The organism is Mesorhizobium sp. P2_C5_2 (genome assembly GCF_056404535.1).
On record NZ_JBFUDV010000003.1, the window covers coordinates 32,973 to 59,224 of the forward strand.

General features: G+C 62.9%; 21 protein-coding genes. 14 read left to right on the plus strand and 7 right to left on the minus strand.

Going from position 1 to position 26,252, the window contains the following annotated elements; genetic code table 11:
* Both AC1D1B_RS11535 and rsgA read right to left on the minus strand, forming a co-directional pair.
* Positions 1–264, minus strand: a complete 264-nt coding sequence (locus AC1D1B_RS11535) for a hypothetical protein (RefSeq protein ID WP_477332203.1) — start codon at positions 262–264, stop codon at positions 1–3.
* A 335-nt stretch (positions 265–599) separates the two neighbouring features.
* On the minus strand, positions 600–1,625 hold the full coding sequence (rsgA, locus tag AC1D1B_RS11540) for a ribosome small subunit-dependent GTPase A (RefSeq protein WP_477332205.1): 1,026 nt from the start codon (positions 1,623–1,625) through the stop codon (positions 600–602).
* Between the two features lie 415 nt (positions 1,626–2,040).
* Here rsgA and AC1D1B_RS11545 point away from each other — a divergent pair, with 415 nt between their 5' ends.
* The 3 genes from AC1D1B_RS11545 to AC1D1B_RS11555 all read left to right on the plus strand — a co-directional run bounded on the left by AC1D1B_RS11545 (position 2,041) and on the right by AC1D1B_RS11555 (position 7,252).
* A complete protein-coding gene (locus tag AC1D1B_RS11545; RefSeq protein ID WP_477332207.1) occupies positions 2,041–4,278 on the plus strand; it encodes a DNA/RNA non-specific endonuclease in 2,238 nt (745 codons plus the stop codon).
* Positions 4,279–4,325: 47 nt separating this feature from the next.
* Positions 4,326–5,303 carry a DUF3616 domain-containing protein gene (locus AC1D1B_RS11550; protein WP_477332209.1) on the plus strand — a complete coding sequence of 326 codons (978 nt, stop codon included), beginning with the start codon at positions 4,326–4,328 and terminating at the stop codon, positions 5,301–5,303.
* Positions 5,304–5,407: 104 nt separating this feature from the next.
* Positions 5,408–7,252 carry a phospholipase D-like domain-containing protein gene (locus tag AC1D1B_RS11555; protein WP_477332211.1) on the plus strand — a complete coding sequence of 615 codons (1,845 nt, stop codon included), beginning with the start codon at positions 5,408–5,410 and terminating at the stop codon, positions 7,250–7,252.
* A gap of 596 nt (positions 7,253–7,848) precedes the next feature.
* Here the strand turns inward: AC1D1B_RS11555 and AC1D1B_RS11560 are convergent.
* The gene (locus AC1D1B_RS11560; RefSeq protein ID WP_477332213.1) at positions 7,849–8,877 is read right to left on the minus strand and encodes an aldo/keto reductase; all 1,029 of its coding nucleotides are present in this window, start codon (positions 8,875–8,877) and stop codon (positions 7,849–7,851) included.
* A gap of 188 nt (positions 8,878–9,065) precedes the next feature.
* On the opposite strand from AC1D1B_RS11560, the gene AC1D1B_RS11565 reads away from it, so the two are divergent.
* The 4 genes from AC1D1B_RS11565 (at position 9,066) to kdgD (ending at position 13,161) form a co-directional block, all read left to right on the plus strand.
* A complete protein-coding gene (locus AC1D1B_RS11565; RefSeq protein ID WP_477332214.1) occupies positions 9,066–10,139 on the plus strand; it encodes a substrate-binding domain-containing protein in 1,074 nt (357 codons plus the stop codon).
* A gap of 109 nt (positions 10,140–10,248) precedes the next feature.
* The gene (locus tag AC1D1B_RS11570; protein ID WP_477332216.1) at positions 10,249–11,322 is read left to right on the plus strand and encodes an ABC transporter permease; all 1,074 of its coding nucleotides are present in this window, start codon (positions 10,249–10,251) and stop codon (positions 11,320–11,322) included.
* Positions 11,319–12,149: an ATP-binding cassette domain-containing protein gene (locus AC1D1B_RS11575; RefSeq protein WP_477332218.1), complete on the plus strand. Its 831-nt coding sequence runs from the start codon at positions 11,319–11,321 to the stop codon at positions 12,147–12,149. Before AC1D1B_RS11570 ends, AC1D1B_RS11575 begins: the two co-directional genes overlap by 4 nt.
* Positions 12,150–12,228: 79 nt before the next feature.
* Positions 12,229–13,161, plus strand: coding sequence for a 5-dehydro-4-deoxyglucarate dehydratase (gene kdgD, locus AC1D1B_RS11580; RefSeq protein ID WP_477332220.1), 933 nt, complete (start codon positions 12,229–12,231; stop codon positions 13,159–13,161).
* Positions 13,162–13,209: 48 nt separating this feature from the next.
* Here kdgD and AC1D1B_RS11585 read toward each other — a convergent pair whose 3' ends face one another.
* Positions 13,210–13,935, minus strand: a complete 726-nt coding sequence (locus AC1D1B_RS11585) for a FadR/GntR family transcriptional regulator (RefSeq protein WP_477332222.1) — start codon at positions 13,933–13,935, stop codon at positions 13,210–13,212.
* Between the two features lie 152 nt (positions 13,936–14,087).
* On the opposite strand from AC1D1B_RS11585, the gene AC1D1B_RS11590 reads away from it, so the two are divergent.
* Complete coding sequence (locus AC1D1B_RS11590; protein WP_477332224.1) at positions 14,088–14,918, plus strand: NAD-dependent epimerase/dehydratase family protein; 831 nt, start codon at positions 14,088–14,090, stop codon at positions 14,916–14,918.
* A gap of 4 nt (positions 14,919–14,922) precedes the next feature.
* Here the strand turns inward: AC1D1B_RS11590 and AC1D1B_RS11595 are convergent, their stop codons facing one another.
* A complete protein-coding gene (locus AC1D1B_RS11595) occupies positions 14,923–16,518 on the minus strand; it encodes a GMC family oxidoreductase (protein ID WP_477332226.1) in 1,596 nt (531 codons plus the stop codon).
* Positions 16,519–16,736: 218 nt separating this feature from the next.
* On the opposite strand from AC1D1B_RS11595, the gene AC1D1B_RS11600 reads away from it, so the two are divergent.
* The 4 genes from AC1D1B_RS11600 to AC1D1B_RS11615 all read left to right on the plus strand — a co-directional run bounded on the left by AC1D1B_RS11600 (position 16,737) and on the right by AC1D1B_RS11615 (position 21,431).
* Positions 16,737–17,807: a sugar ABC transporter substrate-binding protein gene (locus AC1D1B_RS11600; protein WP_477261374.1), complete on the plus strand. Its 1,071-nt coding sequence runs from the start codon at positions 16,737–16,739 to the stop codon at positions 17,805–17,807.
* A 159-nt stretch (positions 17,808–17,966) separates the two neighbouring features.
* Positions 17,967–18,950 carry an ABC transporter permease gene (locus AC1D1B_RS11605; RefSeq protein WP_477332228.1) on the plus strand — a complete coding sequence of 328 codons (984 nt, stop codon included), beginning with the start codon at positions 17,967–17,969 and terminating at the stop codon, positions 18,948–18,950.
* Positions 18,951–18,955: 5 nt separating this feature from the next.
* Complete coding sequence (locus AC1D1B_RS11610) at positions 18,956–20,458, plus strand: sugar ABC transporter ATP-binding protein (protein ID WP_477333300.1); 1,503 nt, start codon at positions 18,956–18,958, stop codon at positions 20,456–20,458.
* Between the two features lie 4 nt (positions 20,459–20,462).
* The gene (locus AC1D1B_RS11615; protein ID WP_477332230.1) at positions 20,463–21,431 is read left to right on the plus strand and encodes an ABC transporter permease; all 969 of its coding nucleotides are present in this window, start codon (positions 20,463–20,465) and stop codon (positions 21,429–21,431) included.
* Positions 21,432–21,505: 74 nt separating this feature from the next.
* Here AC1D1B_RS11615 and gloA read toward each other — a convergent pair whose 3' ends face one another.
* Positions 21,506–21,916: a lactoylglutathione lyase gene (gene gloA / locus AC1D1B_RS11620; protein ID WP_019856614.1), complete on the minus strand. Its 411-nt coding sequence runs from the start codon at positions 21,914–21,916 to the stop codon at positions 21,506–21,508.
* Positions 21,917–22,071: 155 nt separating this feature from the next.
* On the opposite strand from gloA, the gene AC1D1B_RS11625 reads away from it, so the two are divergent.
* Positions 22,072–23,514 carry an FAD-binding oxidoreductase gene (locus AC1D1B_RS11625; RefSeq protein ID WP_477332232.1) on the plus strand — a complete coding sequence of 481 codons (1,443 nt, stop codon included), beginning with the start codon at positions 22,072–22,074 and terminating at the stop codon, positions 23,512–23,514.
* A gap of 3 nt (positions 23,515–23,517) precedes the next feature.
* Positions 23,518–24,312, plus strand: coding sequence for a FadR/GntR family transcriptional regulator (locus tag AC1D1B_RS11630; RefSeq protein WP_477332234.1), 795 nt, complete (start codon positions 23,518–23,520; stop codon positions 24,310–24,312).
* Positions 24,313–24,428: 116 nt separating this feature from the next.
* Here the strand turns inward: AC1D1B_RS11630 and AC1D1B_RS11635 are convergent, their stop codons facing one another.
* Positions 24,429–26,177, minus strand: coding sequence for an adenylate/guanylate cyclase domain-containing protein (locus AC1D1B_RS11635; RefSeq protein WP_477332236.1), 1,749 nt, complete (start codon positions 26,175–26,177; stop codon positions 24,429–24,431).
* Positions 26,178–26,252: the final 75 nt, after the last annotated feature.

Here is a 26,252-nt window from a genome sequence, read left to right on the forward strand (position 1 = left end):
CTACGCCTCTTTCTTAATGGGCCAGCCGGCGGCTTCATCGGTGTCATGGATCGGGTCGGCGGTGATGAGGTCGGCGATGTCGTCGAACACTTCGAGCAGCATGGGATCGGATGCTTCATGCGCCGCACTGATCCAGTCCGCGGCCAATGGCTGGGCGGATGCTTCGAGGTCGGGGATAACAATTTCGTAGCCGGCGATCTGCGCGGCGAAGGCGCCCATCTCGTCTCGCATGGCCGGCCGGGCGGCGGCCAGCGTCTCGATCATTTCGGCAAAGTCGAAGCCCCTGACGAGACCATCGAGCAAGGTGCTGCCTGAACGGGAGACTGAGAAATAGTGCCCTGTCGCCAGATTGAGGACGACATATTCGCCGTCGAAGTTCTCGCACGAAACATCCGTGCCGAGTTTGTACCGCCCGGATAAATTCAGAACCAACCCCTGTCACGCCCGCACCGCCTATCCCCGGGGTGCCGGGCCAAGAATAGACAAATTTCCCGAAAAAACCAAGGACCATGAGCCGGCACTAATGATCAAGGTGGCACAGAATGGTGCCCGACCTGTGCAAAACTGCCAATTCGGACCACCGAAAAGGCACTACCCGCTCAGCGCCGCTTTGGGCGACCGCCGGGAGATTTGTTGCCGCGCGGGCCGCTCTGAACCGGCGTATTGCCCTGGTTTTCCTCGGACAGTTTGCGCCAACGGGCAAGGCGCTCGGGATCGAGCGTGCCAGCCTTCAAGGCAGCCTGCACCGCGCAGCCCGGTTCGTGGACATGGGTGCAGTCGCGGAACTTGCACAGTGGGGCGAGTTCGGTGATTTCGGCAAACAGCGTGTCGATGCCGGAGGCGACGTCGCTGACATGCAGCGTGCGCATGCCCGGCGTGTCGATCACCCAGCCACCGCCGGCAATGGCGTGCAGCGATCGCGCCGTGGTAGTGTGGCGGCCCTTGGCATCGTGCTCCCGGATGCCTGCGGTCTGTTGCGGCGATTGCTGCGCCGATCCGGCCAGCGTGTTGACCAACGTCGATTTGCCGACGCCGGAGGAACCGACCAGCGCCACCGTCTGCCCCGCGCCGCACCAGGCGGCAAGCGCGGTTGCGGCATCGGCGACGCGTGGGTTCAGCATCACCACGGCCAGCCCACGCTGCAGGGCGGCAGCCTGGCGTTGATACGCCTCGGCGTCGTCAGCGGTGTCGGCCTTGGTCAGCAGGATCACCGGCGTCGTTCCGGCCTCGTTGGCCAGCGCCAGATAGCGCTCGAGCCGGGCGATGTTGAAATCGGCATTGCAGGAGGTGACGATGAATAGCGTATCGACATTGGCCGCGGCCAGCTGCGGGACCCTGCCGCCCTGGGTGCGGCGCTCCAGCACCGTCTTGCGGGTGAGGCGGCGGCGCAGCAGATGCGTGTGGGGCTCGACGAGCACCCAGTCGCCGACGGCGTAGTCGCCGGTGTTCACATTCGCCGGCAGCGTCAGATCCGCCGGTCCTGCCAGAGACAGACCGGTCAGCCGGTCGCGGTGCACCGAGGCAATGCGCGTCGGGATGAGGGTAGCCTCATCGGGATCAAGCTGATCGCCGAAGAACTCCGTCCAGCCCAGGCTTGCGAGGGAGGCCGTCACGGTTTTGACCAAGGCGTCGCAGACATTGGAGGTATCCTTGGCACATGGCTGCGGGCAACAGCCTTTCGGAGTAGGGCGATGATCCGAGCCGTTCTATGGGCGGCATGGCGGTGTTTGGCAAGCCGAGTGCCCAGCGATGATCGTGCCTCAAGAGATGTAACCGCTGCGCAAGCCGGTTGCGGAAAGACCTCGGGAGGTGGCGTCGTGATAGCCTCGCGACCACAACAACGAACCGAATGCAAGATCGACTACATTCCATCTTCAAATACCCGCAAGCAAATTTCATCTTCTTGTCTTTGATGCCGAAGACTCTTCTAAAAATAAGTGATACAACAGCTTGGGCTTGGAAGTAGGCGCTTGCGGAAATGGTGAGCGCCTAAGAAATATTTTGATCTTGTAGGTACGGCTGGTGGGTGGGACTGCCGACGTGACGGTTCTTCAAAGTCTTCGCGAGCAGATCGACAAGGCGCGCCGTCGCGCGCCTCCTAACCTCGCTACGCTTGCCGCTTCAAGCGTAGATCTGCCGCCATCCGTGATGGCGTCCAGAAAGCAACTCGATGACCGCTTTAAGTTTCTGGCCGATACGCTGGGCGATCGGCGCGAGGCAAAAGTCGAATATGAACGCATTGTCGAAGGCAACGAGCTCCAGCCGATCAACTATCTTCAGCATGGGACGGTAGCGGGCCGTTCGGTCTGCCGCATCGCTTTCAAAGTAGACAACCAATCTGCTTTCGCCACCGGATTTCTGATTGCACCCGGCGTGCTTGTCACCAATAACCATGTCTTTCCGGCTGCGGCGGCCGCCCGCGATGCCCGCGCCGAGTTCGATCTGGAACTCGACATTTTCGACAATCCCAAGCAGCCGGTTTCATTCCGGCTGCAACCCGATCGTCTGTTCATGACATCGTCCGCACTCGACTATTCCATCGTGTCGGTCGAGGATCGCAGCGAGGACGGTGTCGCGCTGTCGTCGTTTGGCTACCTGCCGCTTGTCGGCACGGTCGGCAAGGTCGCGGATGGCGAATGGCTCACCATCATCCAGCACCCCGGAGGCCAGGAAAAGCAGGTCTGCATCCGCGAAAACAAGCTGCTTACACGAACCGACGACGTCCTCTGGTACTCGACCGACACGCTGGGCGGGTCATCCGGCTCACCTGTTTTCAACAACAGCTGGGACGTTGTGGCACTGCACCACAAGGGCGTGCCGCTGATGAAAAACGGAATCATGCAAACCATCGACGATCGCGATTTCGATCCCGGCCGCGACAAGGAAGAGGCGATCAAATGGATCGCCAATGAAGGCATCCGGGTCTCGAGGCTTGTTGCGGACCTGAAGAGTGCCGTACCGGACGAGCCGCTGTTCGAGCCGATCTTCAACATGGAGCCTGATCGCGCCAGAGCGATCATTGCCGGGTTCGCACGCGCCTATTTTGCAACAGCTGTCAGCTCCGGACCGGGCAGCAAAGCCACTCCACCTATCGTCCTATCGCCTCTATCTGCAAGGGAAAGCAAAACCATGGCCAACCGCAGCATCAACCTGACGTTCGACATCGATGATGACGGCAGCCTGTCGCTGCGCCAGCCCGGCGCGCGATCGGCGGAATCGTTTGTCGAGGCGACATCCGCGGCCAGTGCGGACGAGGCCGACACGGGCTCGCGCCCCGCCGACTATGATGTGCCGTTCGATCCCGACTATAGTCCGACAGGCAAAAGAAAGGGCTACGATCCGGCCTTTCTCGGCAAAGGCAACGAAGTGCTGCTGCCAACCTTAGGAACAGCTCTGCAGCGTGAGGCGACGCCGCTCCTCGATCATCCCAAGGAGCACGTGCTGAACTATTTCGGCTATAGCCTGGTGATGCATGCCGAACGGAAGTTCGCCATTTACACTGCGGCCAACGTCGACGGCAGTCATCGCCACAAACTGGGTCGCCCGCACGACCAATGGCGGTTCGACCCGCGCATAGCCCGTTCATCACAGATCGCCGCCTACTACTATGAACATAACAAGTTCGATCGGGGCCATCTGACCCGCTACGAAGACATGCAATACGGAGCCAATCCGACCGCCGCGCTTGAATGCGCCGCCGATACGCTGCACTGGTCAAACTGTGCGCCACAGCACGCCCGGTTCAACGAGAACAGGCAATTGTGGGCAGGCCTGGAAATGCACATCTTGGAAGGGGCAATCAGAGCCAAGGAATTCAGAGCACAGGTTTTCACCGGGCCGGTGCTCGACGACGGCGATCCGGTCTGGAAGCGCTACAAGGATATCAAATATCCCCTGCGGTTCTGGAAAATCGCAACGGCGCTGAGCTTGGATAGCAAAGGCAAGGAGAAGCTCTTCGCTGCAGCTTTCCTCCTCGATCAAAGCGAAGTCATCGAAAAGTATGGGATCGAGGCGACAGTCGAAGTGCCGTTCACGGCGTTCAAGACCTTTCAGGTTCCGATCGCAGAAATCGAACGGTTGACGGGCCTTGCGTTTACCGCCGGCGCGAACGGCGCCAAGCGTCTGAGTGAATTCGATCCGCTTGCCACGGCATCCGCAACACGTCGCGAGGCCATTGCGCGGGCGCGCGTCTCCTCGGCCGAGTCAACAAGCGCCGAGGCCAGGACGCCACCTGGATACGTAATGCTGGCAAACGAGGCCGACATCGTTCGCGATTGACGCGAAGGAAAGGGTCGAAGGGGATTTCTCCAGCCGACGAGTTCGTCATGGACACCAGCAAGAAGGCCAGCCTTGGGCCGGCACACGCAATCGTCTTCGATTTCGAGGGCGCCAAAAAGATCGACGCCGTCATTGGCAACCTTTCCGGCGTCGTGGTCGATGGCGCGGTCGCCTGGACCATCTCCGACGAGGGACGAACCTTCGAACGTCACGAGCGGACGGCGACCGGGTTCAAACTCAGCAAGCAGTATGACCTCGTCGATTTCTTTCCGGATCTGCCGGGCGGCAAGGAGGCCGATCTTGAATCGCTCGCCGTTTCGGGCAAGCGGCTCTGGCTGTGCGGCTCACATTGCCGGGTCAGGGTTGAGCCCGATGCGTCAGGCGCGATGAGTTCGGATGTGCGCGCTCGCCGAAGCCGGCATCTGCTCGGCTCGATCGGTCTCGATGCCAAACGCCTGCCTGTCCGCCGCTCGGCAGTGGCGTTGCCCTTTTCGGGCGCGGGAAGCCTGCGCAGCAAGCTGCGTCCCGACCCTTTCCTGTCGATTTTCCTGGAATTGCCGAGCAAGGAGAACGGGCTGGACATAGAAGGTTTGGCCGTGCTGCCGAAACGCATTCTATTGGGACTGCGCGGTCCGGTCATCGACAGCCATGCCATCATCCTGTCACTGCCGCGTGATAACAAGCTACCGACTGCGGGTGGCGAACCCTATCGCCATCTGCTCGACCTCGGCGGTCTCGGCGTCCGCGATCTTGCCTATGGCGCGGAGGGGGTCCTGGTGCTTGCCGGTCCGGTCACAAGAGCCGACGGGCCTTTCCGCATCTGTCGCTGGCACCCGTCGAGATCACGCCAGCCGGAGACGGCGGAGGTGCTTCACGAATGGCCGCTCGACCGCGATCATCCGGAAGGCATCTGCCCGTTCAAGCTGGACGGAATGCCCGGCCTTCTTATCGTCTATGACGGTTCGGAGGGCAGGCGGTCCGGCACGACGGTGACGGGCGACTGGTTTGCCCTGCCGGGAGCGTGAGCAAAGTCATAGACGGAATTGAACAAGCGCAGTTTGATCTCGGGCAGAACCGCCAACCAATTCTCGTATTCTTCAGCATTCAACTCCGGCCATCGGGAGCAGCCATGCGTGTCACTACGGGCAATGATCATCTCAAGGTGAAGGCGGTCGCCGGCACGCGTGTCGTGCTGCTGGCGCTGGATATGGACGAAGGCTCCCGCGAGGGCCTGCTCGGCTTCGCGGTCAAACGCGGGGTCAAGGGACACGCGCAGACCTGGCTGCGCGGCACCAAGTATTTCAGCGATCTGGTGCCGCATCCCGACCCCAAGGACGACTATTCCTCACGCGACCAACCGTTTCAGACCTTCCTGTGGTCCGACTACAAGGCATTCGCGGATACGGATTATGATTTCACCATCGTCGCGCTCTATGGCGACATCCATGCGTTCGAGGAAAGGCATGAGCTCTCGTTTTCGATCCGCACCGAGGCCGAGGACGACCAGCACCACGGCGTCTGGTTCAACCGCGGCGCCATTGCCAGCCACGCTTTCGAGACTAGGTTCCACAACAAGCGGCTCACCGACGAGATGACGGACAAGGTCAGCGACGACGGCAAGCTGCTCGATGCGGAAACCGAATGGCTGTCGCGCGGTCTTGCTGAAGCCTGCCTGAAATACATCAACGAAACCGGCCCCGGCGAGGGGCTCCGCGTCTGCGCCTACGAGTTCACCTATCTGCCGATCCTGCGGGCGCTGAAACGCGCGCTGGACCGCGGCGTCGACGTTCAGATCGTCTATCACGAGAAAGACGACGACCCTAACCGCCAGGCGATCGACAAGGCCGGGCTTCCGGACAAGGTGGCTCACGGGGGCCAGGAAACGCAAATTCTGTTCCGGCGCACGCGCACGCCGATCCCGCACAACAAGTTCATCGTCAAGCTCGTCGGCGGCGAGCCGAAAAGGGTCTGGACCGGGTCGACCAATTTCACCGACACCGGCTTTTTCGGGCAGACCAATGTCGGCCATCTGGTGACGGATGCGGATACGGCTAAAACCTATCTTGCCTACTGGACGGAATTGTCCGGCGATCCGACGCACAGCTTTGCGGTCACGAACGCGACCAAGCTGACGCCCAATCCTCCCAACGTCATTCCGAAAAAGTCGATCGCGGCATTCTTCTCGCCACGCGTCGCCGACAATATGCTCGACTGGTACGGCCAGCGGATCACCGACACCACGACGCTGGCGATGATGACGATCCCGTTCAACGTGGCCACCACCATTCTCGCTGCCCTTGGCAAGAAGGCGGATGCGATGCGCCTAGTCGTGCTCGAGGATGTGCCGACTGCCGACGTCGCTGCCGCCGAAAAGGCCAATCGCGGCAAGCTCGCCTTCTCCAACGGCGCGATCCTGGGAAAATCCTTCATCAAGTATAAGGTGGGCGGGGCCAAGGTGGTGCCGATCGCCAATTCCGATCTCGATGAGTGGTTTGTCGAGGAAGAGTTGGCGCGCCCGACCAATGACGGTCACGTCTTTTTCATCCACTCCAAGGTGCTGCTGATCGACCCGTTGTCCGACGATCCGCTGATCTGCTCGGGGTCGGCGAATTTCTCCACCAACTCGCTGATCTCCAACGACGAGAACATGCTGCTGATCCGCGGCAATACGCGTGTCGCCGACATCTACATGACCGAGGTCGATCGCATTTTCCGGCACTTCCGCTCGCGCGACATCATCAACCACAATGCCGAGGCGGGTGAGCAGAGCAAATGGCTGGAGCTCGACACGACCGGCAAGTGGATCGGCCCGAATTTCAAAGAGGGCTACTACAAGAACAACCGCCGGCAGCTGTTCTTTCCCGAGGCGGGTGCCGGGACGTGGAGCGATCAGGCGGCCACCGATCCCGATCCGTTTGCGGATGAAAAGGAACGCGCCGCGGCCAAGAAAAAGAAGAAACCGCCGCAGGCGTGAGCGGAGTTCGCGCAGGCGCGCTGTCTTCCTTGCGAGGGGGAGGGGATGGCCGGCGCCACAGGGGGCGGGGGGTTGGGATGGGGTTGCCTGAAGCACCGGCCAAAGCGGGACAAGTCCCACACCCAACAAGCTAGCAGAGGTTGGATCGGTTCATATGGTGTGATCGCGGAACTGGCGCAAAGCCGCGTTTGCCGCGCCGCTTCGGTGTCGCCAAAGGCCGCGCAACCGGGGGTTTCCAGTGGGTTGCGTGGGTTGCGCAAGCGCCGGTTGAAGGTGCTACGAACAGCTGTCGTTTTGAGTGGTGGTTCGAGCGTGAGGTGTTCAATAGCAGGTAGGGAAATCGCATAGCGCAACGCCGGCCCCCACTCCGTCTCGGCTTCGCCGATCCACCTTGCCGGGGCGAGCCACGGGTCTCGCCCGTCCTTCGGACCCCCCACATAGTAGGGGAGAGGAAATGCCAAGCTTTTTGAGGGAGAAGATCTTCGAAGTCGCGACGCCGGCGATTAGCGTTTCCTCTCCCCCACGGATGTGGGGGTAGAGGTGGATCGGCGAAGCCGAGACGGAGTGGGGGAGCGCCCTATGCGATTACGCGACGCTCAAGGTGTCGGCGCGTTGCCTTCGATCAACCCTGCCTGCTTGAGATCGGCCCACAGAGCCACGGGAATATCCTCGCGTAGATAACCCAAATTCTGCTTCAGCTCCTCAGTCGAGCGAGCGCCTGGAATGACGCTCGACACCAGCGGATGGCCGAGCGGAAACTGCAGCGCTGCCGCCGGCAATGACACCTTGTGCTTGGCGCAGACCGCCTCGATGCGGCGCACACGCTCCAGCACCGGCTCGGGTGCCTCCCGTGTGTTGAAGGTCGCGCCCTTGACGGCACCTGTGGCCAGGATGCCTGAATTGTAAGGGCCGCCGATGATGATCCTGGTGCCGCGCTGTTCGCAGAGCGGCAGCAAGATGGCCAGCGGCTCCTGTTCAAGCAGCGTGTAGCGGCCGGCGAGCAGGAAATAGTCGAAGGCGCCGGCGACGACGAAATCGGACAGCATCTGCCATTGGTTGATGCCGACGCCGACCGCCTTGATGACGCCTTGCGCGCGCAATTCGTCGAGCGCCGGATAGGCGCCGTCCATCGCCTCCTTGAAACGGCTCCTGGCATAAGGATCTTCGCCGGGGCCGAAATGGATGGCTTCGTCGGGGTCGTGGATCGAGACCATGTCGACATAGTCGGTGTCGAGGCGCTTCAGCGTGCCTTCGAGCGAGCGCATCACGGCATCGCGCGAATAGTCGAACTCGGCGCGAAAGGAGCCGGGCTGGTCCCACAGTGCCGGCTTCAATTCCTCGGGCGGGATCGGCACGAGGTCGTAGCCGATCTTGGACGAGATGACGATGTCCGCGCGTGGCAGCGACTTGATCGCCAGACCGAGCCGCGTCTCGCTGACGCCAAAGCCGTAGACGGGTGCTGTATCGAAATAGCGGATGCCATTGTCATAGGCGGCCTGCACCGTGTTGACCGCCGAGTCCGTATCGACGGCGCGGTACATGTTGCCGAGTCCTGTGCCGCCAAGCCCGATCGTCGTCACTTTCAGGCCGTTCTTGCTGACAGCCCTGAATTCGATTTCAGCCATTTTCTCTTCCTGTAATCCCTGATCGTCCATTCGTGCCGGCCATGCCGCAGCCTTTCCCGCGCTATTCATACCGAGAGCCGCGCGTCCTGTGTTCGGCGGCGAAAGACCATTGACACAAAAGTTATCATATAACAATGTAACCAGACGACAAATGTAGCGACGCCTACAAAACGACAAGGGAGGAACGCATGGACGACGACACGAAAAATCAGATGGCCGGCATCAGCCGACGCAGCGCTTTTGCGCTGGCGGGAAAACTCGGCCTCGGTGCCGCTGGCCTCGCCAGCGGATTGGGCGGTCTTGCCGGCGGCATCAGTGCTGCCCGGGCAGCCGATTCATCGCCCGGCCTGCCGAAGAAGCCCTACAAGTTCCACTTCGTTTGCCATGTGACGCTCGACCAGTTCTTCACGCCGACCGTCTATGGCATCCAGGATGCCTGCGCCGCCTTCGGTTGCAGCTACCAGTGGACGGGTTCGCAGAAGAACGTCGTCTCCGAAATGGTCAGCGCCATGCAGACGGCGATCGCGCAGAAGTCGGACGGCATTGCCGTATGCCTGGTCGACCCGACGGCGTTCGACGCCGCCACCGACATGGCGGCGCAGGCCGGCATTCCTGTGGTTGCCTTCAACGCCGACGTGCCGGTCGGCAGCCCCAACAAGCGGCTGTCCTATGTCGGCCAGCCGCTCTACCAGTCGGGCTACAACTCGGCGCTGAAGTGGCTGAAGCTGGTCCCCAAGGGCGGCCATGTCATGCTGTCGATCGGCGTGCCCGGCTCGCTCAACACGCAGCCGCGGCTCGACGGCTACATCCAGGCGATCAAGGACAGCGGCAGCGGCGTCACCTACGATGTCGTCAATACCGGTCCGGATCCGGCAACCGAAATCTCGCGCGTCGAGAGCTATTATCTCAGCCACAAGACCGTCAACGGCCTGTTCGGCACCGGCGGTTCCGACACCTATGCCTGCGGTTTCGTCTCCAACAAATACGGGCTGGTGAAAGCCGGTGGCGCGGTTGCCGGCTTCGACCTGTTCCCGCAGACGCTGGACTTCATCAAGGCCGGCGACGTCAACTTCACCACCGACCAGCAGGCCTATCTCCAAGGCTTCCTGCCGGTGCAGCAGATGTATCTCTACAAGCTGTCCGGCGGTCTCGTCGGCCCGGCCAACAGCGATACCAGCCAGGCCTATGTGACCAAGGACAATGTCGACGCCTATGTCGGCAAGTCGCGCTTCGAGGGCCGCTCGGACGTCGAGCCGACCTGACACGTTCCGCCGTCAACTCCAGCCCTCGCCGCGTCATCCCGGGATGATGCGGCGAGGGTGCCAGTTGCTGCCGTTCAGGCAGTCGTCTCAGAAATCAGGAAGACAATAAGTGCCGCCAACCAAAGCCATAACAGCCGGGAAAGGCGCCGTCGGCGTCAAGGTTCCGCACACGATGACGGAGAGGCTGCTCATCCTCTTGTCGCGTTATCGCGAGGCGAGCATCGCCGTCGTCGCCATCGTGCTGGTGATCTATTTCCAGATCGGCAGCGATGGCGGATTCCTGTCGCCGCAATTCATGAGCGTGGTGCTGCGCGACACCGGCCGGCTCGGCCTGATCGCCGCCGCCGAGGTGATGCTGATGATCACCGGCGAGATCGACCTGTCGCTCAGCGCCATCTTCTCGATTGCGCCCTATGTCATGGCGCTGCTGTCGGTCACCTATGGTGTGCCGCTGGCCGTCGGCGCGTTGATCGGCGTGCTGATCGGCGTGCTGGTCGGCGCCATCAACGGCATCATCACGGTGCGCTTCAAGGTGCCGTCGCTGATCACCACGGTCGGCATGCTGTTCTTCCTGCAAGGCATCGTCGTCTCGATCTACAACAGCCAGCCGATCGTGGCGCCGGTCGAGCAGCCCTTCAACGCCATCTTCGGCCAGAGCCTTTACCAGCCCTCGGATGGCCTGTTCTCGTTGCACGGCATCACGGCCTTTACGCCCTTCCTGTGGGCGGTGGTGCTGGTGCTGGTGCTGGCGCTGGTCTTGAACCGTACCACCTTCGGCCTGCATACGATTGCGACCGGCTCCAACATCATCGGTGCGCGTGAGATCGGCGTGCGCACCGACCGCATGAAGATCTACAATTTCATGATCGCCGGCGGCTTCGCTGCCTTTGCCGGCATCATCAACACGGCGCAGTTCACCTCGGCCGACCCGCAGGCCGGCAGCCCGTTCCTCACCTTGCAGGCGATTGCGGCCGCCGTCATCGGCGGCACCTCGCTGCTCGGCGGCTCCGGCACCGTCATCGGCGCGCTGATCGGCGCCTTCGTCGTCGCCTCGCTCAACAACGGCCTGGTGATGATCGGCGCGCAGGCGACCGTGTCCGACATCTATCTCGGTGCTGCCATCATCGCCGCCATGATCCTCTCAATCCAGGTCGACCGGCTGCGCACACGGAGGCGCGTATGAACACGCAGACCACCATTCCACCGCTCTCCCCCGATGCTCCGACCGTGCTGGAGATGACCAACATCTCCAAGAGTTTCGGCGCCGTCACCGCGCTCGTCGATGTCTCGATCAAACTGCGCAAGGGTGAAGTCCTGGCGCTGGTCGGTGACAACGGCGCGGGCAAGTCGACATTGATCAAGATCCTGTCTGGCTTTCACCAGCCCGACACCGGCACCATCGTCTCGCAAGGCAAGGAGGTGCGTTTCGCTTCGCCGCGCGATGCGCGCGCGCAAGGCATCGAAACCGTCTATCAGGATCTGGCGCTGGTCGGCGACCTCAGCGTCTTCCACAACATGTTTCTCGGCCGCGAATACCACAAGCGCTTCCTCGGCCTGAACCTGCTCGACAACAGGAAAATGCGCGAACAGGCGCAACTTTACCTGGATACGCTGGGCATCACGATCCCCAGCGTCAACAGTACGGTCGACCTGTTGTCGGGCGGACAGCGCCAGTGCATCGCGGTCGCCCGGTCGATCTATTCTTCGCCGAAGATCCTGGTACTTGATGAACCGCTGGCCGCGCTCGGCGTGCGCGAGAGCGCGCATGTGCTGGGCCTCATCCAGAATTTGCGCCGGCAGCGCGAGGTCTCGGTGATCCTGATCGTCCACAATTACAACCAGATTTTCGAGGTCTGCGACCGCATCAACTTCCTGCATGCGGGCGAGGTCGCGCTCGACGCCTCCACGGCCGATACCAGCGAGGAAGAGTTGATCCGCATCGTCAAGTCGGGCCTTGGCACCAGGGCAATCGAAGCCGCCGCGGCCGAAGTCCGGCCGGGCCTCGTATGAACCAGCCGCCGGCGGCGGCTGCCAAAATCCTTGCCGGCAAGAGCTCCCGCTTGCCGGTGCCTCGCACGGAGTATTCGTCTTGACGTTCTCACCCACCGAACTGACCAAATCCCTTGGCCGTGGCCTGCTGTCCTTTCCGCTGACTTTTTTCGACGATGACGGCGCTTTCAACGAGGACGGCTATCGTGCCCATGTCGCCAGCCAGGGCACTGCCGGCGCGAGCGGGCTTTTTGCCGCCGGCGGCACCGGCGAGTTCTTCTCGCTGACGCTGGAAGAATACAAGCGCGTGGTGCGGGCTGCGTCGGACGAAGTTCCCGATACCATGCCGCTGCTCGCCGGCGTCGGCTATGGCACGCATATGGCGGTCGAGTTTGCCAAGGCAGCGGAGGCCAATGGCGCCGACGGATTGCTGGTGCTGCCGCCCTATCTCGTCAAGTCCGAGCAGGAAGGCCTGCGCCGTCATCTCACCGCCATCTGCCGCTCGGTCGGCATCGGCGTCATCGCCTATAACAGGGACAACGCCATTCTGACGCCGGAGACGCTCGAGCGCGTGGCACAGGATTGCCCGAACCTGATCGGCTTCAAGGACGGCGTCGGCGATATCGAACTCCTCACCGCAACGCGCTACCGCATGGGCGACCGGCTGGTCTTCATCGGCGGCATGCCGACGGCCGAAGTTCATGCCAGTGCCGCGGCCGCCATCGGCATGACGACCTATTCCTCTGCGATCTACAATTTCGCGCCTGACATTGCGCTGCGCTTCTTCAACGCGCTTCGCGCCGGACGCACGACGGAAGTCGGCGATCTCATCCGCTCGTTCTTCCTGCCTTATCTCGCCATCCGCAACCGGCGCGCCGGCTATGCCGTGTCGATCGTCAAGGCGGGCGCGCGCATTGCCGGCATCGATTGCGGTCCGGTGCGGTCGCCGCTTCTCGATCTGACCGCCGATGAAGAGCGTCAACTCACCGCGCTCATGCAGTCCTGCAAGATGCCGGTCGCGGAGCTGGCGTAGCACCGGATGGACTGGGTGGACGGATCGAAGACGAGGTGCGGCCGCGTGTCAGGCCGAACCGTCGACCATGCGGCGATAGCGCTCACGCCCGGCTTCCAGATGCTCGCGCAAGGTGAAGCGGGCGGCTTCGACATTCTGCCGCTCGATCGCCTGGTAGATGCGGCGATGCTCCATCTGGACCTGCTCGAGATAATGCCGACGCTGCTCGGGCGTCTCGTCCCGCGGGCGCATCAGCTGGCGCGGAATGAGGACGGGTCCGAGGAAATGCATGAAGCGTTCGAAATAAGGATTGCCGGTGGCAGACGCGATCGCCCGGTGGAAGGCGAAGTCCGGTTCGATGGCGCTTTCGCCGGCGGCGATCGAAGCGTCGATGGCATCGAGACAGTCGCGCATGCGGGCAAGGTCGTCCTCGCCGCGCTTCTCGGCGGCAAGACCCGCGGCTTCCAGTTCCACCGCGAGCCGGAGCTGCAGCACGTTCTGGACTTCGGTCAGCGAGTGAAGCTCGTCGGAAATGATGCGGAACGTGGTGTTGGTCTCATGATCGGCGACGAACACGCCGGAGCCTTGGCGGCTCGTCACCAGTCCTTCGGAGCGCAGCGACGCCATGGCTTCGCGGATCACCGTGCGGCTGACGCCGAACTGCGCGATCAACTCCTGCTCGGTCGGCAATTTCTCGCCGCTGGTCAAATGACCGGCCCGTATTTCGCGCGCAAACCAGTCGGCAACCTGCGCCGTGCGGCTGATCTGCGGGGGAAGGCCAAAGGAACGTTTCATCGTCCCCAAGCAATAAACGAACCGCGTTTCTTGGCAACCCATAATTTGTCTGGTGATATGATAAGATTTTCAGCGCGCCAGCCGCGCCCAACCTTCATTCGCCTTGGCGCATCAGCGCGAACATATCCGCGCTATCAGCGAAAGGGCAGGGCGTGACCATCCCCAAGAAACCAGTGCTGCTGACCGGAGCCTCCGGCACGATCGGACGGCTGTTGTCAGCCAGGCTCGCGGCGCTGGGCTGGACCTTGCGGCTCACCGATATCGTGCCGTTGCCGATCCCGCTGCCGGACGGAGCAAGCTTCACCATTGCCGATATTGAGGACCAGCAGGCGGTGGACGATCTGTCGAATGGATGCGGCCTGATCCTGCATTTCGGCGGCATCTCCACCGAGCAATCCTTCGAGACCATGCTCGGCCCCAATTTCCGCGGCGCCTTCCACATTTACGAGGCGGCGCGCCGGGAGAAGGCGCGCGTGGTATTTCCCTCTTCCGTGCATGCGGTCGGCCTTTACGAGCGGACGGAAATTCTCGACCAGGACTGTCTGTTGCGACCGGATGGCTATTACGGCCTGTCGAAAGCCTATGGCGAGATGCTGGCGCGGCTCTACTTCGACAAGCATGCGGTCGAAAGCGTGCTGATCCGCATCGGCTCGGTGCTGCCCGAAGTACCCGACGAACGCATCCTGTCGACCTGGATATCGCATGACGATTTCGTCCGACTGATCGAGCGTTGCGCGCAGGCCGAGCGTGTCGATTGCTCCGTCATCTGGGGCCAGTCGAACAACAGCCGCGGCTTCTGGCGGCACGATGCCCGAGAGACGCTCGGCTGGACGCCGCTCGACAGTTCCGACAGCCAAGCCGAACGCGTGCGAGGCAAGGTGACGGACAATCCGGTGGTCGAGCGCTACCAGGGCGGCAAGTTCATCGTCGTCGACTACAGCCGCGAAGGTTTTCCGCCGCGCGAGATGTTTCCTGACGAATGATCGATTAAGCCGCCGGCAGCCTCCGTCCGACGATCAGGTCGGCGGCCTTCTCGGCGATCATAATCACCGCGGCATTGGTGTTGGACGACACAATGCTCGGCATGACCGAGCTGTCGCAGACACGCAGACCCTGCAAGCCGCGCACGCGAAGCTCGGGATCGACGACGCTGTCGGCGTCGCCGCCCATGCGGCAGGAGCCGACCGGGTGATAGGCGCTGCGGCCGTGCTCGCGGGCGAAGGCTTCGAGTGCGGCCCGGCCCTGCATCGCCGCGCCCGGCAGATGTTCGCGGCTGATGTATTTGGCGAAGGCTTGCTGCGACAGGATTTCGCGGCTGATCTCGATGCCGTCAATGGCGCGTTCGAGATCGTAGCGCTCGGCAAACGGGTTGGGGTCGATAACAGGGGCTTCGCGCAGGTCTGCGGACTTGAGCGTGACGCTGCCGCGCGAGCGGGGCCGCACATGGTAGGAGTTCAGCGTGCAGCCATTGCCTCCGGGCACCGAGCCGATGCCTTCCTCGACGCCGGCGCCAGGCAGGAAATGGAACTGGATGTCAGGGGTCTTTTCAGTTCGGTCACCCCACCAGAAGCCGCCGGCCTCGACGATGTTGGAGGCCACCGGTCCCTTGCCGAACAGTGCGTATTCGAGGCCGGCGACGGCCTGCCAGCGCTTCTTCTTGTAGCGGTCTATGCCATGCGGTCCGTTGAGTTCGGCAACGACGTCGACATCCATGTGATCGTGCAGATTCTGGCCGACATCTTTTGCGTCGTGGACCACCTTGATGCCGTGTTCGGCCAGATGTGCGGCCGGGCCGATGCCCGACAGCATCAGCAATTTCGGCGAGCCGATGGCGCCGGCGGTAACAATCACCTCGCGCTCGGCGCGGAGCAGTTCGGTGTGGCCGTTGACGATGATCTCGACGCCGATGGCGCGGCCGTTTTCGACCACGATGCGGCTGACGGTGGCGTCGGTGCGCAGCGTCAAATTCCTGCGACCAAGCGCGGGCTTGAGATAGGCGACTGCCGTGCTCGACCGTTTCCCCCGGCGCGTCGTCGTCTGGTAGAAGCCGGCGCCAGCCTGCTCGCCGGCATTGAAATCGGCGCGGAAGGGAAGGCCGGCCTGCTGAGCCGCCTTGACGAAGATGCGCGTCAGCGGATGCGGCGCGCCGCTGGAGACACCAAGCGGGCCGTCGATGCCGTGTTGCGGGTCGGCAAACGTGTCGTTGCCCTCGGAGCGGACGAAGTAGGGCAGCACGTCGGTATAGCTCCAGCCCGCACAGCCATCGTCGGTCGCCCAGCCGTCGTAATCCTCAGGGCAGCCACGCGTGAACACCTGGGCATTGATCGACGAGCCGCCGCCCAGCACACGCGCCTGCGGATAGACCATGGTCCGGCCGTCGATCGCCTTGCCGGGCGCCGTATCATAGCCCCAGATCAGCGGCCCCGACGTCATCTTGAAGAAGCCGACCGGCAAATGAATGTAGCGGTCGGTGTCGGGCGGACCGGCCTCGAGCACGACGACGGACACGTCCGGGTCTTCGCTCAGCCTGGCGGCCAGAATGCAGCCGGCCGAACCGCCGCCAACGATAATGTAATCCGGCATTCCTGTTCCCTTTGCCGGGGCAAAATCAGTGCCCCCCTTCTCTTGCGCGCGACGATCTCAAGTCGCTTGTGCCGCGTCAAGAGAAAGGGTATGGTTATCGTGTTGAAGGGTTGTCGTACAAGTAGAGGAATTTGATAACCCGTCACCAGGAGGTCCCGGCCGCGCTCCCCGCGCTATCCGCCGGGCGGAACAGAATTCAATCGGGAGGTTTTCGAGACATGAAGGACACGAAGAATTTTACGGTCAACCGGCGCACGCTGATGATGGGCGCCACCGCCGGCGTGGCGGCACTCGCCATGCCGAGCGTGCTGCGCGCACAGGACAAACCGACGCTGGTGACATCGATCCGCTCTTTGTCCAACCCGTATCACGCGGTGTGGAAGACCGGCGCCGAGGCCTACGCCAAATGGGCTGGGCTCGAACACGTCACGCTGGTGTCGGAAGGCAATAGTGAGAAGGGCATTGCCGACATCAAGGCGATGCTGGCCAAGACCGGCGGCAACATGGTGCTGAACTCCGATCCGAACGATACGCCGGATGCACGCCCGATCGTCGAAGCCTGCGCCAAGGCCGGCGCCTATGTGGTGACGCAGTGGAACAAGCCGGGGGATCTGCATCCGAAGGACTTCAACCCGAACTATGTCTCGCATATCGAGTTCGACGGCATCGACAGCGGCAAGACCATCGCCGAAATCCTGTTCAAGACCATCGGCGGCAAGGGCGGTATCGTCGCGCTCGGCGGCCTGATCTCGACCACGGCGGCGATCGAACGCAAGAAGGGCCTCGATGCGGCCCTTGCCGCCAATCCCGATATCAAGCTGCTCGACTTCCAGGTCGCCAACTGGAAATCGACCGAAGCCTTCGACCTGATGGGCAATCTGCTCACCCGCTTCGGCGACGACATCAAGGGTATCTGGGCCGCCAATGACGATATGGGCTCGGGCGCACTCGAAGCGCTGCGCGCCGAGAACCTTGCCGGCAAGGTGCCGATCGTCGGTGTCGACGGCATCAAGACGGCGGTCGACGCCGTGCGCACCGGCGAGTTCGCCTGCACCGTCACCTCCGATCCGTTCTGGCAGGGCGGCATGGGTCTGGCTATCGGCTACAACGCCAAGATCGGCAAGTTCGACCCGACCAAGGAGCCGCCGGAACACCGCGAATTCTACGGCAAGGCGGTGCTGATCTCGCACGACAATGTCGAGGAATATTACAAGACCAATGTCGATGCGAAGCCCGAGATCGACTGGAACGATCTGTGGGGCCGGGTGACCGGAGCGATCCGTACCTGATCCATCGGAGCGGGCTGCAACTCCCTGGCGGCCCGCTTCCTCCCGCAGCCGTCGCGATCCCCTTGTCGCGACGGCTGTCACCAGCAGACGGGAAGCGGTTTCTTGACAATCCATACAGAACCCCTGAAGTCCGTTTCGGACATCGAGCGGACGACTTCCATGAGTTTGATCCCCGGCCGCATCGCCGCATTCTTCGGCGGCAGGCGCTGGCGCAGCCTGGCGCCGCTGGCGGTGCTGATTGTGCTGTGCGTCCTGATCGCCATTGCCAATCCCAATTTCATCGAGGTCCGCAATCTGGTGCGGCTTGCCAATTCGGCCGCCGTGCCGCTGACCCTGGCGATGGGGCTGACCTTCATCATCCTGATGGGCAGCATCGACCTGTCGGTCGAAGGCACTCTGTCGGTGTCGGCGATGGTGCTCGTGCTGCTCGCCGCCAATGACGGCAATGGCAATGACTATGGCTGGTGGGCGGTGCTCGCCGCAATCGTTGCCGGCACCGCGATGGGCTTTGTCAGCGGGCTCGTCCAGACCATGCTGCGCATCCCGTCCTTCATGGGCACGCTCGGCATGTGGTTCATCGGCCTCGGCCTGTCGGTCTACATGCTCGGCGGCTCGGCAATCAAGCTGAACGATGCCTCGATCCGCGATCTCGCCCTGCACCGTTTCCTCGGCCTGCCGGTGGCGGTCTGGGTTGCCACCGGCGCGTTCCTGCTCGCCACTGTCATCCAGTACCACACCAAGCTCGGCCGCCACATCTTGGCAATCGGCGGCGACGAGGATGTCGCCAAACTCTCCGGCGTCAACGTGGTGCGGGTGCGCATCACCGCCTTTGCGCTGGCCGGTTTCTTCTTCGGCATTGCCGGCGTTCTTGCCGCAGCGCAACTCGGCCAGTCGCACGCCGTCATCGGCGACGGCAGGCTGTTTGCAGCCGTCACCGCCGTGGTCGTCGGCGGCACGGCGCTGACCGGCGGTGAGGGCGGAGTCGTCAACACGCTGATCGGCGTCTTGATCGTCACGGTGCTTGCCAATGGCATGATCCTGCTCGGCATCTCGCCCTACATCCAGCAGACGGTGCAGGGCCTGATGATCATCGCTGCGGTGGCGCTGTCGCTCGACCGCGTCCGCCTCAAGATCGTCAAGTGAGCGCCATGCTGCAGGCCTCCAACATCATCAAGAATTTCCCCGGCGTTCAGGCCTTGCGCGACGTCTCCATCGAGGTCCGGCCGAACGAAGTGGTCGGGCTGATCGGTGAGAACGGTGCCGGCAAGTCGACGCTGATGCGGGTGCTGGCCGGCGGCTACCGCCCGGATGGCGGCTCGCTCACCCTCGACGGCGAGCAGCTGCGCATGCGCAACGCCCGCGACGCCGCCCGGCACGGCATCGGCATGGTGTTCCAGGAACAATCGCTGGTGCTCAATTTGACCGTCGCCGAAAACATCTATCTCGGCGAGGAGGACCGCTTCACCCGTTTCGGCCTCGTCAACTGGCGAGCCATGAACGCGGCGGCACGCCGGCAGCTCGCCAAGATCGGCATCGACATCGATGTGACGGCGCGAACCTCCGAACTCACCTTCGCCGCCCGCCAGATGGTCGAGCTGGCCAAGGCGCTGACCCTGGAGGAAGTGGTCGAGCGGCAGTTGCTCATCCTGCTCGACGAGCCGACCTCGGTGCTTAACGCCGCCGACATCGAGGTGCTGTTCGCGCGCGTGCGCTCGCTCAAATCCCGCGCCAGCTTCGTCTTCGTCTCGCACCGGCTCGACGAGGTGCTCAACATCTCCGACCGCGTCTACACGATGAAGGATGGCGCGGTCGTCGCCGAACATCGGGCAGCCGAGGTTACCGCGCCGGAACTGCACGAGATCATGGTCGGGCGCGGCCTGCAGGCGGAATACTACCGCGAGGCACGCCAGTTGGCGCCGCGCGACACCGTCATGGTCGAGGCCAAGGGCCTTGGTGCCACCGGCTTCTATCACGGTGTCGATCTCTCGATCCGCGCCGGCGAGATCGTCGGCATTGCCGGCGTCGTCGGCTCAGGCCGCGAGGAGGTGACGCGCACCATTGGCGGCTTCGTACAGCATGATGCCGGCGAGATGAAAATCGCCGGCGATGCCGTGCGCTTCTCTTCGCCGGAACCGGCGGTGCGCAAGGGCATCGGCTATGTGCCGCGCGAGCGCAGGCTCGAAGGACTGGTGATGTTCCTGTCGATCGCGGAAAACATTTCGCTCGCCGATCTCTCCAGCGTCATGCGCCATGGCGCCATCGACTATGGCAAGGAGCGCCGGCTCGCCGCCGACTGGATCAAGCGGCTGCGCATCAAGGCGCCCGGTCCCGACGCCGCCTGCCGCAAGCTCAGCGGCGGCAACCAGCAGAAGGTGGTGCTGGCGCGCTGGATGACGGCGGGCTCGCGTATCCTGGTGCTCGACCACCCGACACGCGGCCTCGACGTCGGCGCCAAGGAAGAGGTCTACGAGCTGGTCCGCGATCTCTCGGCGCAGGGCGTGGCGATCCTGCTGATCTCCGACACGCTGGAAGAAACGATCGGCCTGTCGCACCAGGTGCTGGTGATGCGCGACGGCGCAATCACCGCGCGCTTCGATGCCAGCCCCGGCAACAAGCCGAACCAGGTCGATTTGCTAAGAGCGATGGTGTGAGCCGATGAACGAAGGGTTTTCCATCAGGCGGGTGTTCGAAGGCAAGTGGACGCAGGGCGCCATTCCGCTGATCCTGCTGGTCGCGCTGCTGTTGATCATCGAGATCGCCGCGCCCGGCTTCCTGACCGGCGAGACCGTGGCGCTGCTGTTTGCCAACACCGCCGTGCTGTTCATCCTGGCGACCGGCGTCACCTTCGCCATCCTGCTCGGCGGCATCGACCTGTCGATCCAGGCGGTGGCGTCACTGGCCAGCGTCATCCTGGCGCAGCTGCTGCCGTCGCTCGGCCTTGCCGCCTTTCCGGTGGCGATCCTGTCCGGCCTTGCCTTCGGCATCCTGAGCGGCGTGGTTCACGTCAAGCTGCGCGTGCCGTCCTTTGTCGCCACGCTCGCCACCGGCGGCGTCGTCACCGGCCTGGCGTTGTGGGTGTCGAACGGCCGCGCCATCACCATCGAGGAAGGCGGCCGTGAAAACACCGCCTGGATCAACGCGACCGTCGCCGGCATTCCGGTGGTGGTGCTGATTTCGGCGGTGATAGGCATCGCCGCCTTTCTGGCGCTGCGCTACACGCGCTTCGGCCGCCAGGCGATCGCGGTCGGCGCCGGCGAGCCGGCGGCATGGGCGGCGGGCATCAATGTCGACCGCACCAAGATCATCGCCTTTGCCGCGTCCGGCATGCTGGCCGCTGTCGCCGGGGTTGTGCTGGCGGCGCGGCTGTCGAGCGGTTCGCCGGTGCTGGCCAACCAGCTGCTGCTGCCGGCCATCGCCGCCGTCATTGTCGGCGGCACGGCGATCACCGGCGGCTTGGGCGGCGTTGCCCGCACAGCGGTCGGCGCGCTGATCATCTCGATCGTGCGCATCGGCATGACCTTCGTCGGTGTCAACATTTTCCTGGAAAACATGGTCTTCGGCGCGGTGCTGATCGCCGCCGTCGCCATCACCATCGACCGCAGCAAGATCGCGGTCATCAAGTGATCCCGCCTCCCAAGCAAGCGCGGACAGGACGGGACCGCATCGGCGCGAGGCCGATGCGGTCCGGCCTGATCAGATCACATCGTGTCGAGGCCGATCAGCTCGATCTTGTAGCCGTCCGGGTCTTCGACGAAAGCGATATGCGTGGTGCCGTGCTGCATCGGGCCGGGCTTGCGCGGGATCTTGGCGCCGCGCTTTTCCAGTTCCGCGCAGACGGCGTAGATGTCGTTGACGCCGAGCGCCAGGTGGCCGAAGCCGGTGCCGATCTCATAGGGTTCCTCGCGGCCCCAGTTCAGCGTCAGCTCGACGACGGCTTCTTTGTCCTCGGGGCCATAGCCGACAAAGGCATTGGTGAACTTGCCGCCGGGATAGTCGTCGCGGCGCAGCAAGGTCATGCCGAGCACTTCGGTGTAGAAGGCGATCGACTTGTCGAGGTCGAGCACCCTGATCATGGTGTGCATATAGCGAAAGCCCGGGGCGTCGCTCATTGGGGAAGTCCTCCGAATTCAGGGATTTTCTGGTCTGACTGTCCACATCAAACGGTAGGCGTGGCTTCGCTTGATGTTCTCAATCAGGGTTGTATGATAACACGACAACGCCGGTATTTGTCCAGTCGTTTTGCCGAGGGGTCCAGAGTCCATTCATGAATGCCGTGCCGCCACCCTCCGCATCGCAGATCGCTGCCCTGGCCGGCGTGCTGCCGAATGGCGGGCTGCTGACCGAGGAAGCGGACCTGGCGCGCTACAGCCGCGACTGGTCGGGCGACCATTACGGCCGGCCGCTGGCGGTGGCGCGGCCTTCCTCGGTGGAGGAAATGTCGGCGCTGATGCGGTTCTGCCATGCCGAGCGCATTCCGGTGGTGCCGCAAGGCGGCCTGACCGGCCTCGTCGGGGCGGCGGTGGCGGCGGATGGCGGCGAGATCGTCATCTCGCTGGAACGCATGAACAGGATCCGCTCGATCAGCCCGATCGACTTCGCCATGGTGGTCGAGGCCGGCTGCATCCTCGAAGATGCCAAGCGCGCCGCCGAGGCGAGCGATTGTCTGCTGCCGATCACCTTCGGCGCGCAAGGCAGCTGCCGCATCGGCGGCAATGTCGCCACCAATGCCGGTGGCTTCAACGTGCTGCGCTACGGCATGACGCGCGATCTCGTGCTCGGCCTTGAGGTGGTGCTGGCCGACGGCCGGATCTGGAACGGGCTGAAAGTGCTGCGCAAGGACAATCGCGGCTATGATCTGAAGCAGATCTTCATCGGCAGCGAGGGCACGCTCGGCATCGTCACCGCCGCGGCGCTGAAACTGTTTCCCAAGCCGACGCAGATCGAAACAGCACTGGTCGGCCTGCGGTCGGTCGAGGACGCGATGGCGCTCTATGCCCGCGCCCGGCGCGACTGCAGCGATCTGCTCACCGCTTTCGAACTGATCCTGCGCGTCGGCATCGAGATCACCATGCGCGAAGGCCAGGATTTTGCCGATCCGCTCGGCAAGCCGTACCCAGCCTATGTGTTGATCGAGGTTTCCTCCGGTGGTCTGATCGATCTCTCCTCGATGCTGCTCGGTTTCCTCGGCAGCGTCGAGGATATCGTCGAGGACGGGATCATCGCCGCGACAAGGGCGCAGGCCGAGCGGCTGTGGCTCTACCGCGAGATCATGGTCGAGCGGCAGGGCAGGGGTGGGCGCTATCTGCGCACCGATGTCTCGGTGCCGATCTCCAGGCTTGCCGATTTCGTCAGCGATGCGCTGGCGGCGCTGGACAAGGCGCGTCCCGACGCGCTGGCCGTCACCTACGGCCATGTCGGCGACGGCAACATCCACCTCAATGTGGTGCCGCCGGAAGGCATGGGCGCTGACGAAATCGAGCATCTGTTCGAAGAGGCGGAAGCCGAGATTTTCACTGTCGTCGACCGCTATGGCGGCTCGATCAGCGCCGAGCACGGCATCGGCCGGGTCAAGCAGAAGGCATTCCTCGAACGCATCGATCCGGTGACGCTCGATCTGGCAGCAGGCATCAAGGACGCGTTCGACCCGCGTCATATCCTCAGCAACGGCCGCATTCTGGCGTCCGCTTCCGCCGTCGACTATAGGTGAGCGATGACGCTGAAACTCGACAAGGTCAATCGCGGCCCACACCTCTCCACTCTGGTGGCAAGTTCCATCTCGCGCGAGATCGCGCAAGGCCGGCTGAAGACGGGTGACCAGCTGCCCACCGAACAGGCGCTGGCGACCACTTTCGGCGTCAGCCGCAACGTCGTGCGCGAGGCGATTGCGCGCCTGCGTTCGGAAGGCCGCATCTGGTCGCAGCAGGGGCGCGGCGCCTTTGTGGCGGAGACCAACAACCCGACGGTGCTGACCATCGACCATGAGACGCTGCAGCGCGCCGATTCGTTCCGCAACCTGTTCGAGCTGCGCGGCATCCTCGAAGTGCAGGCGGCAGCCCTTGCCGCGAAGCGGCGCGGCGATGCCGATCTGAAAGCCATGGCCGATGCGCTTTCCGGCATGCGCGCCGCGCCCTATGGCAGCGTCGCCTGGCTGCGCAGCGACCTCGAATTCCACCGCACCGTCGCCGAGGCGACGCGCAACAGCTACATGGGCCAGTTCCTGGTCTTCGTGTCGGAGCGCGTGCGCGAAAGCATCCTAGCCGCCGGCAACCAGCAGAAATCCGACGACATGGCCCGCATCACGCTGGGCGAACACGAACGCATTTTTGCCGCCATCCGCAACGGCGATGTCGAAGGCGCGCAAGCGGCCATGCGCGACCATCTGGCGGGCGCGGCGCTGCGGGTTGGGTTGCATGAGGGCGAGGCTGCGGAGGCAACGCCGGTGCCGGAGGCGGTATCGCCAGTGCGGCATTCACGGCTGCGGAAGGCTGTGCGCGGGCAGTTCTAGGCCGTGAGCCCATAAATCAGCCGGGCGGACGACTTGCCGGCGTCCGCAATGCACCGAAAGCGACCAACGTTTGCAGCGCAGCTAAAAGAAGCAATGGGCCACAAGCAGAAGTTAACTCAACTTGCTCGTAAGGGGCGCACATACTGCTCCGGCAGGCCCGCCTTCCGCAGGGCATCAATCAAGTGTTGCTGAGCTTCAGGGCGTGCGTAGTGCAGTACCTGGATCACATTCCGAAGCGATAAATCCGGTTTCACCAGCTTCACCTTGGCGATCACCTCACTTGCACCAGTTAAGTCGCCTAATTGCGCGCGCGCGGCGGCTAGATACAAGAAGCCACTGGAGCGTTGTACAGGGACACTCTCGAGCGCTTCGATTGCGTCAGCATATCGAGCGAGGTCAAAGAGCGTCAGGCCGCGAACCGCTGCAAACCAATCGGGCACGAAGGGACCCAAGCCTATGGCGGCATCGATTGTGGCCAACGCATCGGCCGGCCTGCCACTGGCGCGCTGCCAGTTCGCGTAGTCGCCCTTAATCTGTATATCGGCCGGATTGAGTGTCAGCGCCCTGTCAAAATGGAAGCGTGAACGGTCATGGTCGCCTGTCCAAAGGTAGTAGAGCGCTCTTGCCCAATGAGACGTGGCGTCGTTGGCATCTAGTTCCAGCGCTTGTTTCGAAGCGCTCTCAGCCTTGGCCATCTGATCGTCGTCGAGCAGAATGACATTGCTCATGGTAAGAGCTATCGCCAGCCAGGCATGAGCAAGTGCAAAATGCGGATCGACGGCAATTGCGCGCTCAAGTAGGGGTACGGCTTCGGTATCACGCTGATGGTCACATAGGTCGCGGCCTTGTAACAGACAGTCATAAGCCGACCAGCTAGTAGTTGGTTTTGCACGGGCTTTTGCTGCTTCTGCAGCGTACATACGGCCCTCCAGCGTTGTTACGATTGCGGCCACAACAAGGTCCTGGATAGCGAAGATATCCTGCGCATCGCGATCGTAGCGGTCGGCCCAGACGTGATTGCCAGTTCTGGCATCGACCAATTGGGCTGTGATGCGTATTCGGTCGCCCAATTTGCGTAGACTACCCTCAACTACATAGGCAACGCCCAGTTCCCGCGCTACTTCGATATGACTTTTTCCTCTGTTGGCAAAATGAAACGACGCGTGGCGAGCTACTACGGATAGGCCGCGAAAGCGGGCGAGTTCGGTAATGATATCCTCGGTGATCCCATCGGAAATGTACTGTTGCCCGGGATCACCACTCATGTTGGTAAATGGCAGTACTGCTATGGACGGTTTGATTCGTTCTACCGCTGTTGGTCGCACCGATGTTCCTGAGGGAGCTCCCAGACGATAGACCCGGACCGGCTGGGCGATATTCTTGAGTTGCTGCTCACCCATGTCTTCAAACGAGAGATCGAGGCGACTTCCTACGTTGTCATGAACCATGCCGGTGACTGCAATGCCGCCCGCCGGGGCAAGTCCCTCGATCCGCGCAGCGACGTTCACGCCTTCACCGAAAACATCGCCATCCTCAGCAATCACATCCCCCAAGTTGACGCCAATGCGGAGTTGGATGGCTCGGTCCTCTGGCAGCTCTGCGTTCCGTGCTGCCATATCCTTCTGTAATGCAACTGCGCAGGCCACGGCCTTCACGACGCTGGGGAATTCCGCGAGAAAGCCATCCCCCATAGACTTAAACAGCCGACCTTGGTGCTCGGCGATCCTAGTTTCGATCACTTCGGCGCGGAGGTTCCGCACGACCGTCAGAGTGCCGTCCTCGTCCACGCCCATGAGGCGACTGTAACCGACTACATCGGCTGCAAGGATGGCAGCCAGACGGCGCTGAACGGAGTTCTCCACCACTCGATAGTGCCCCAGTTGGTCACCTGGGCTCCTTGCAGAGCCTGGTTGATGACACGATAGCACTGCCGCGCCTGG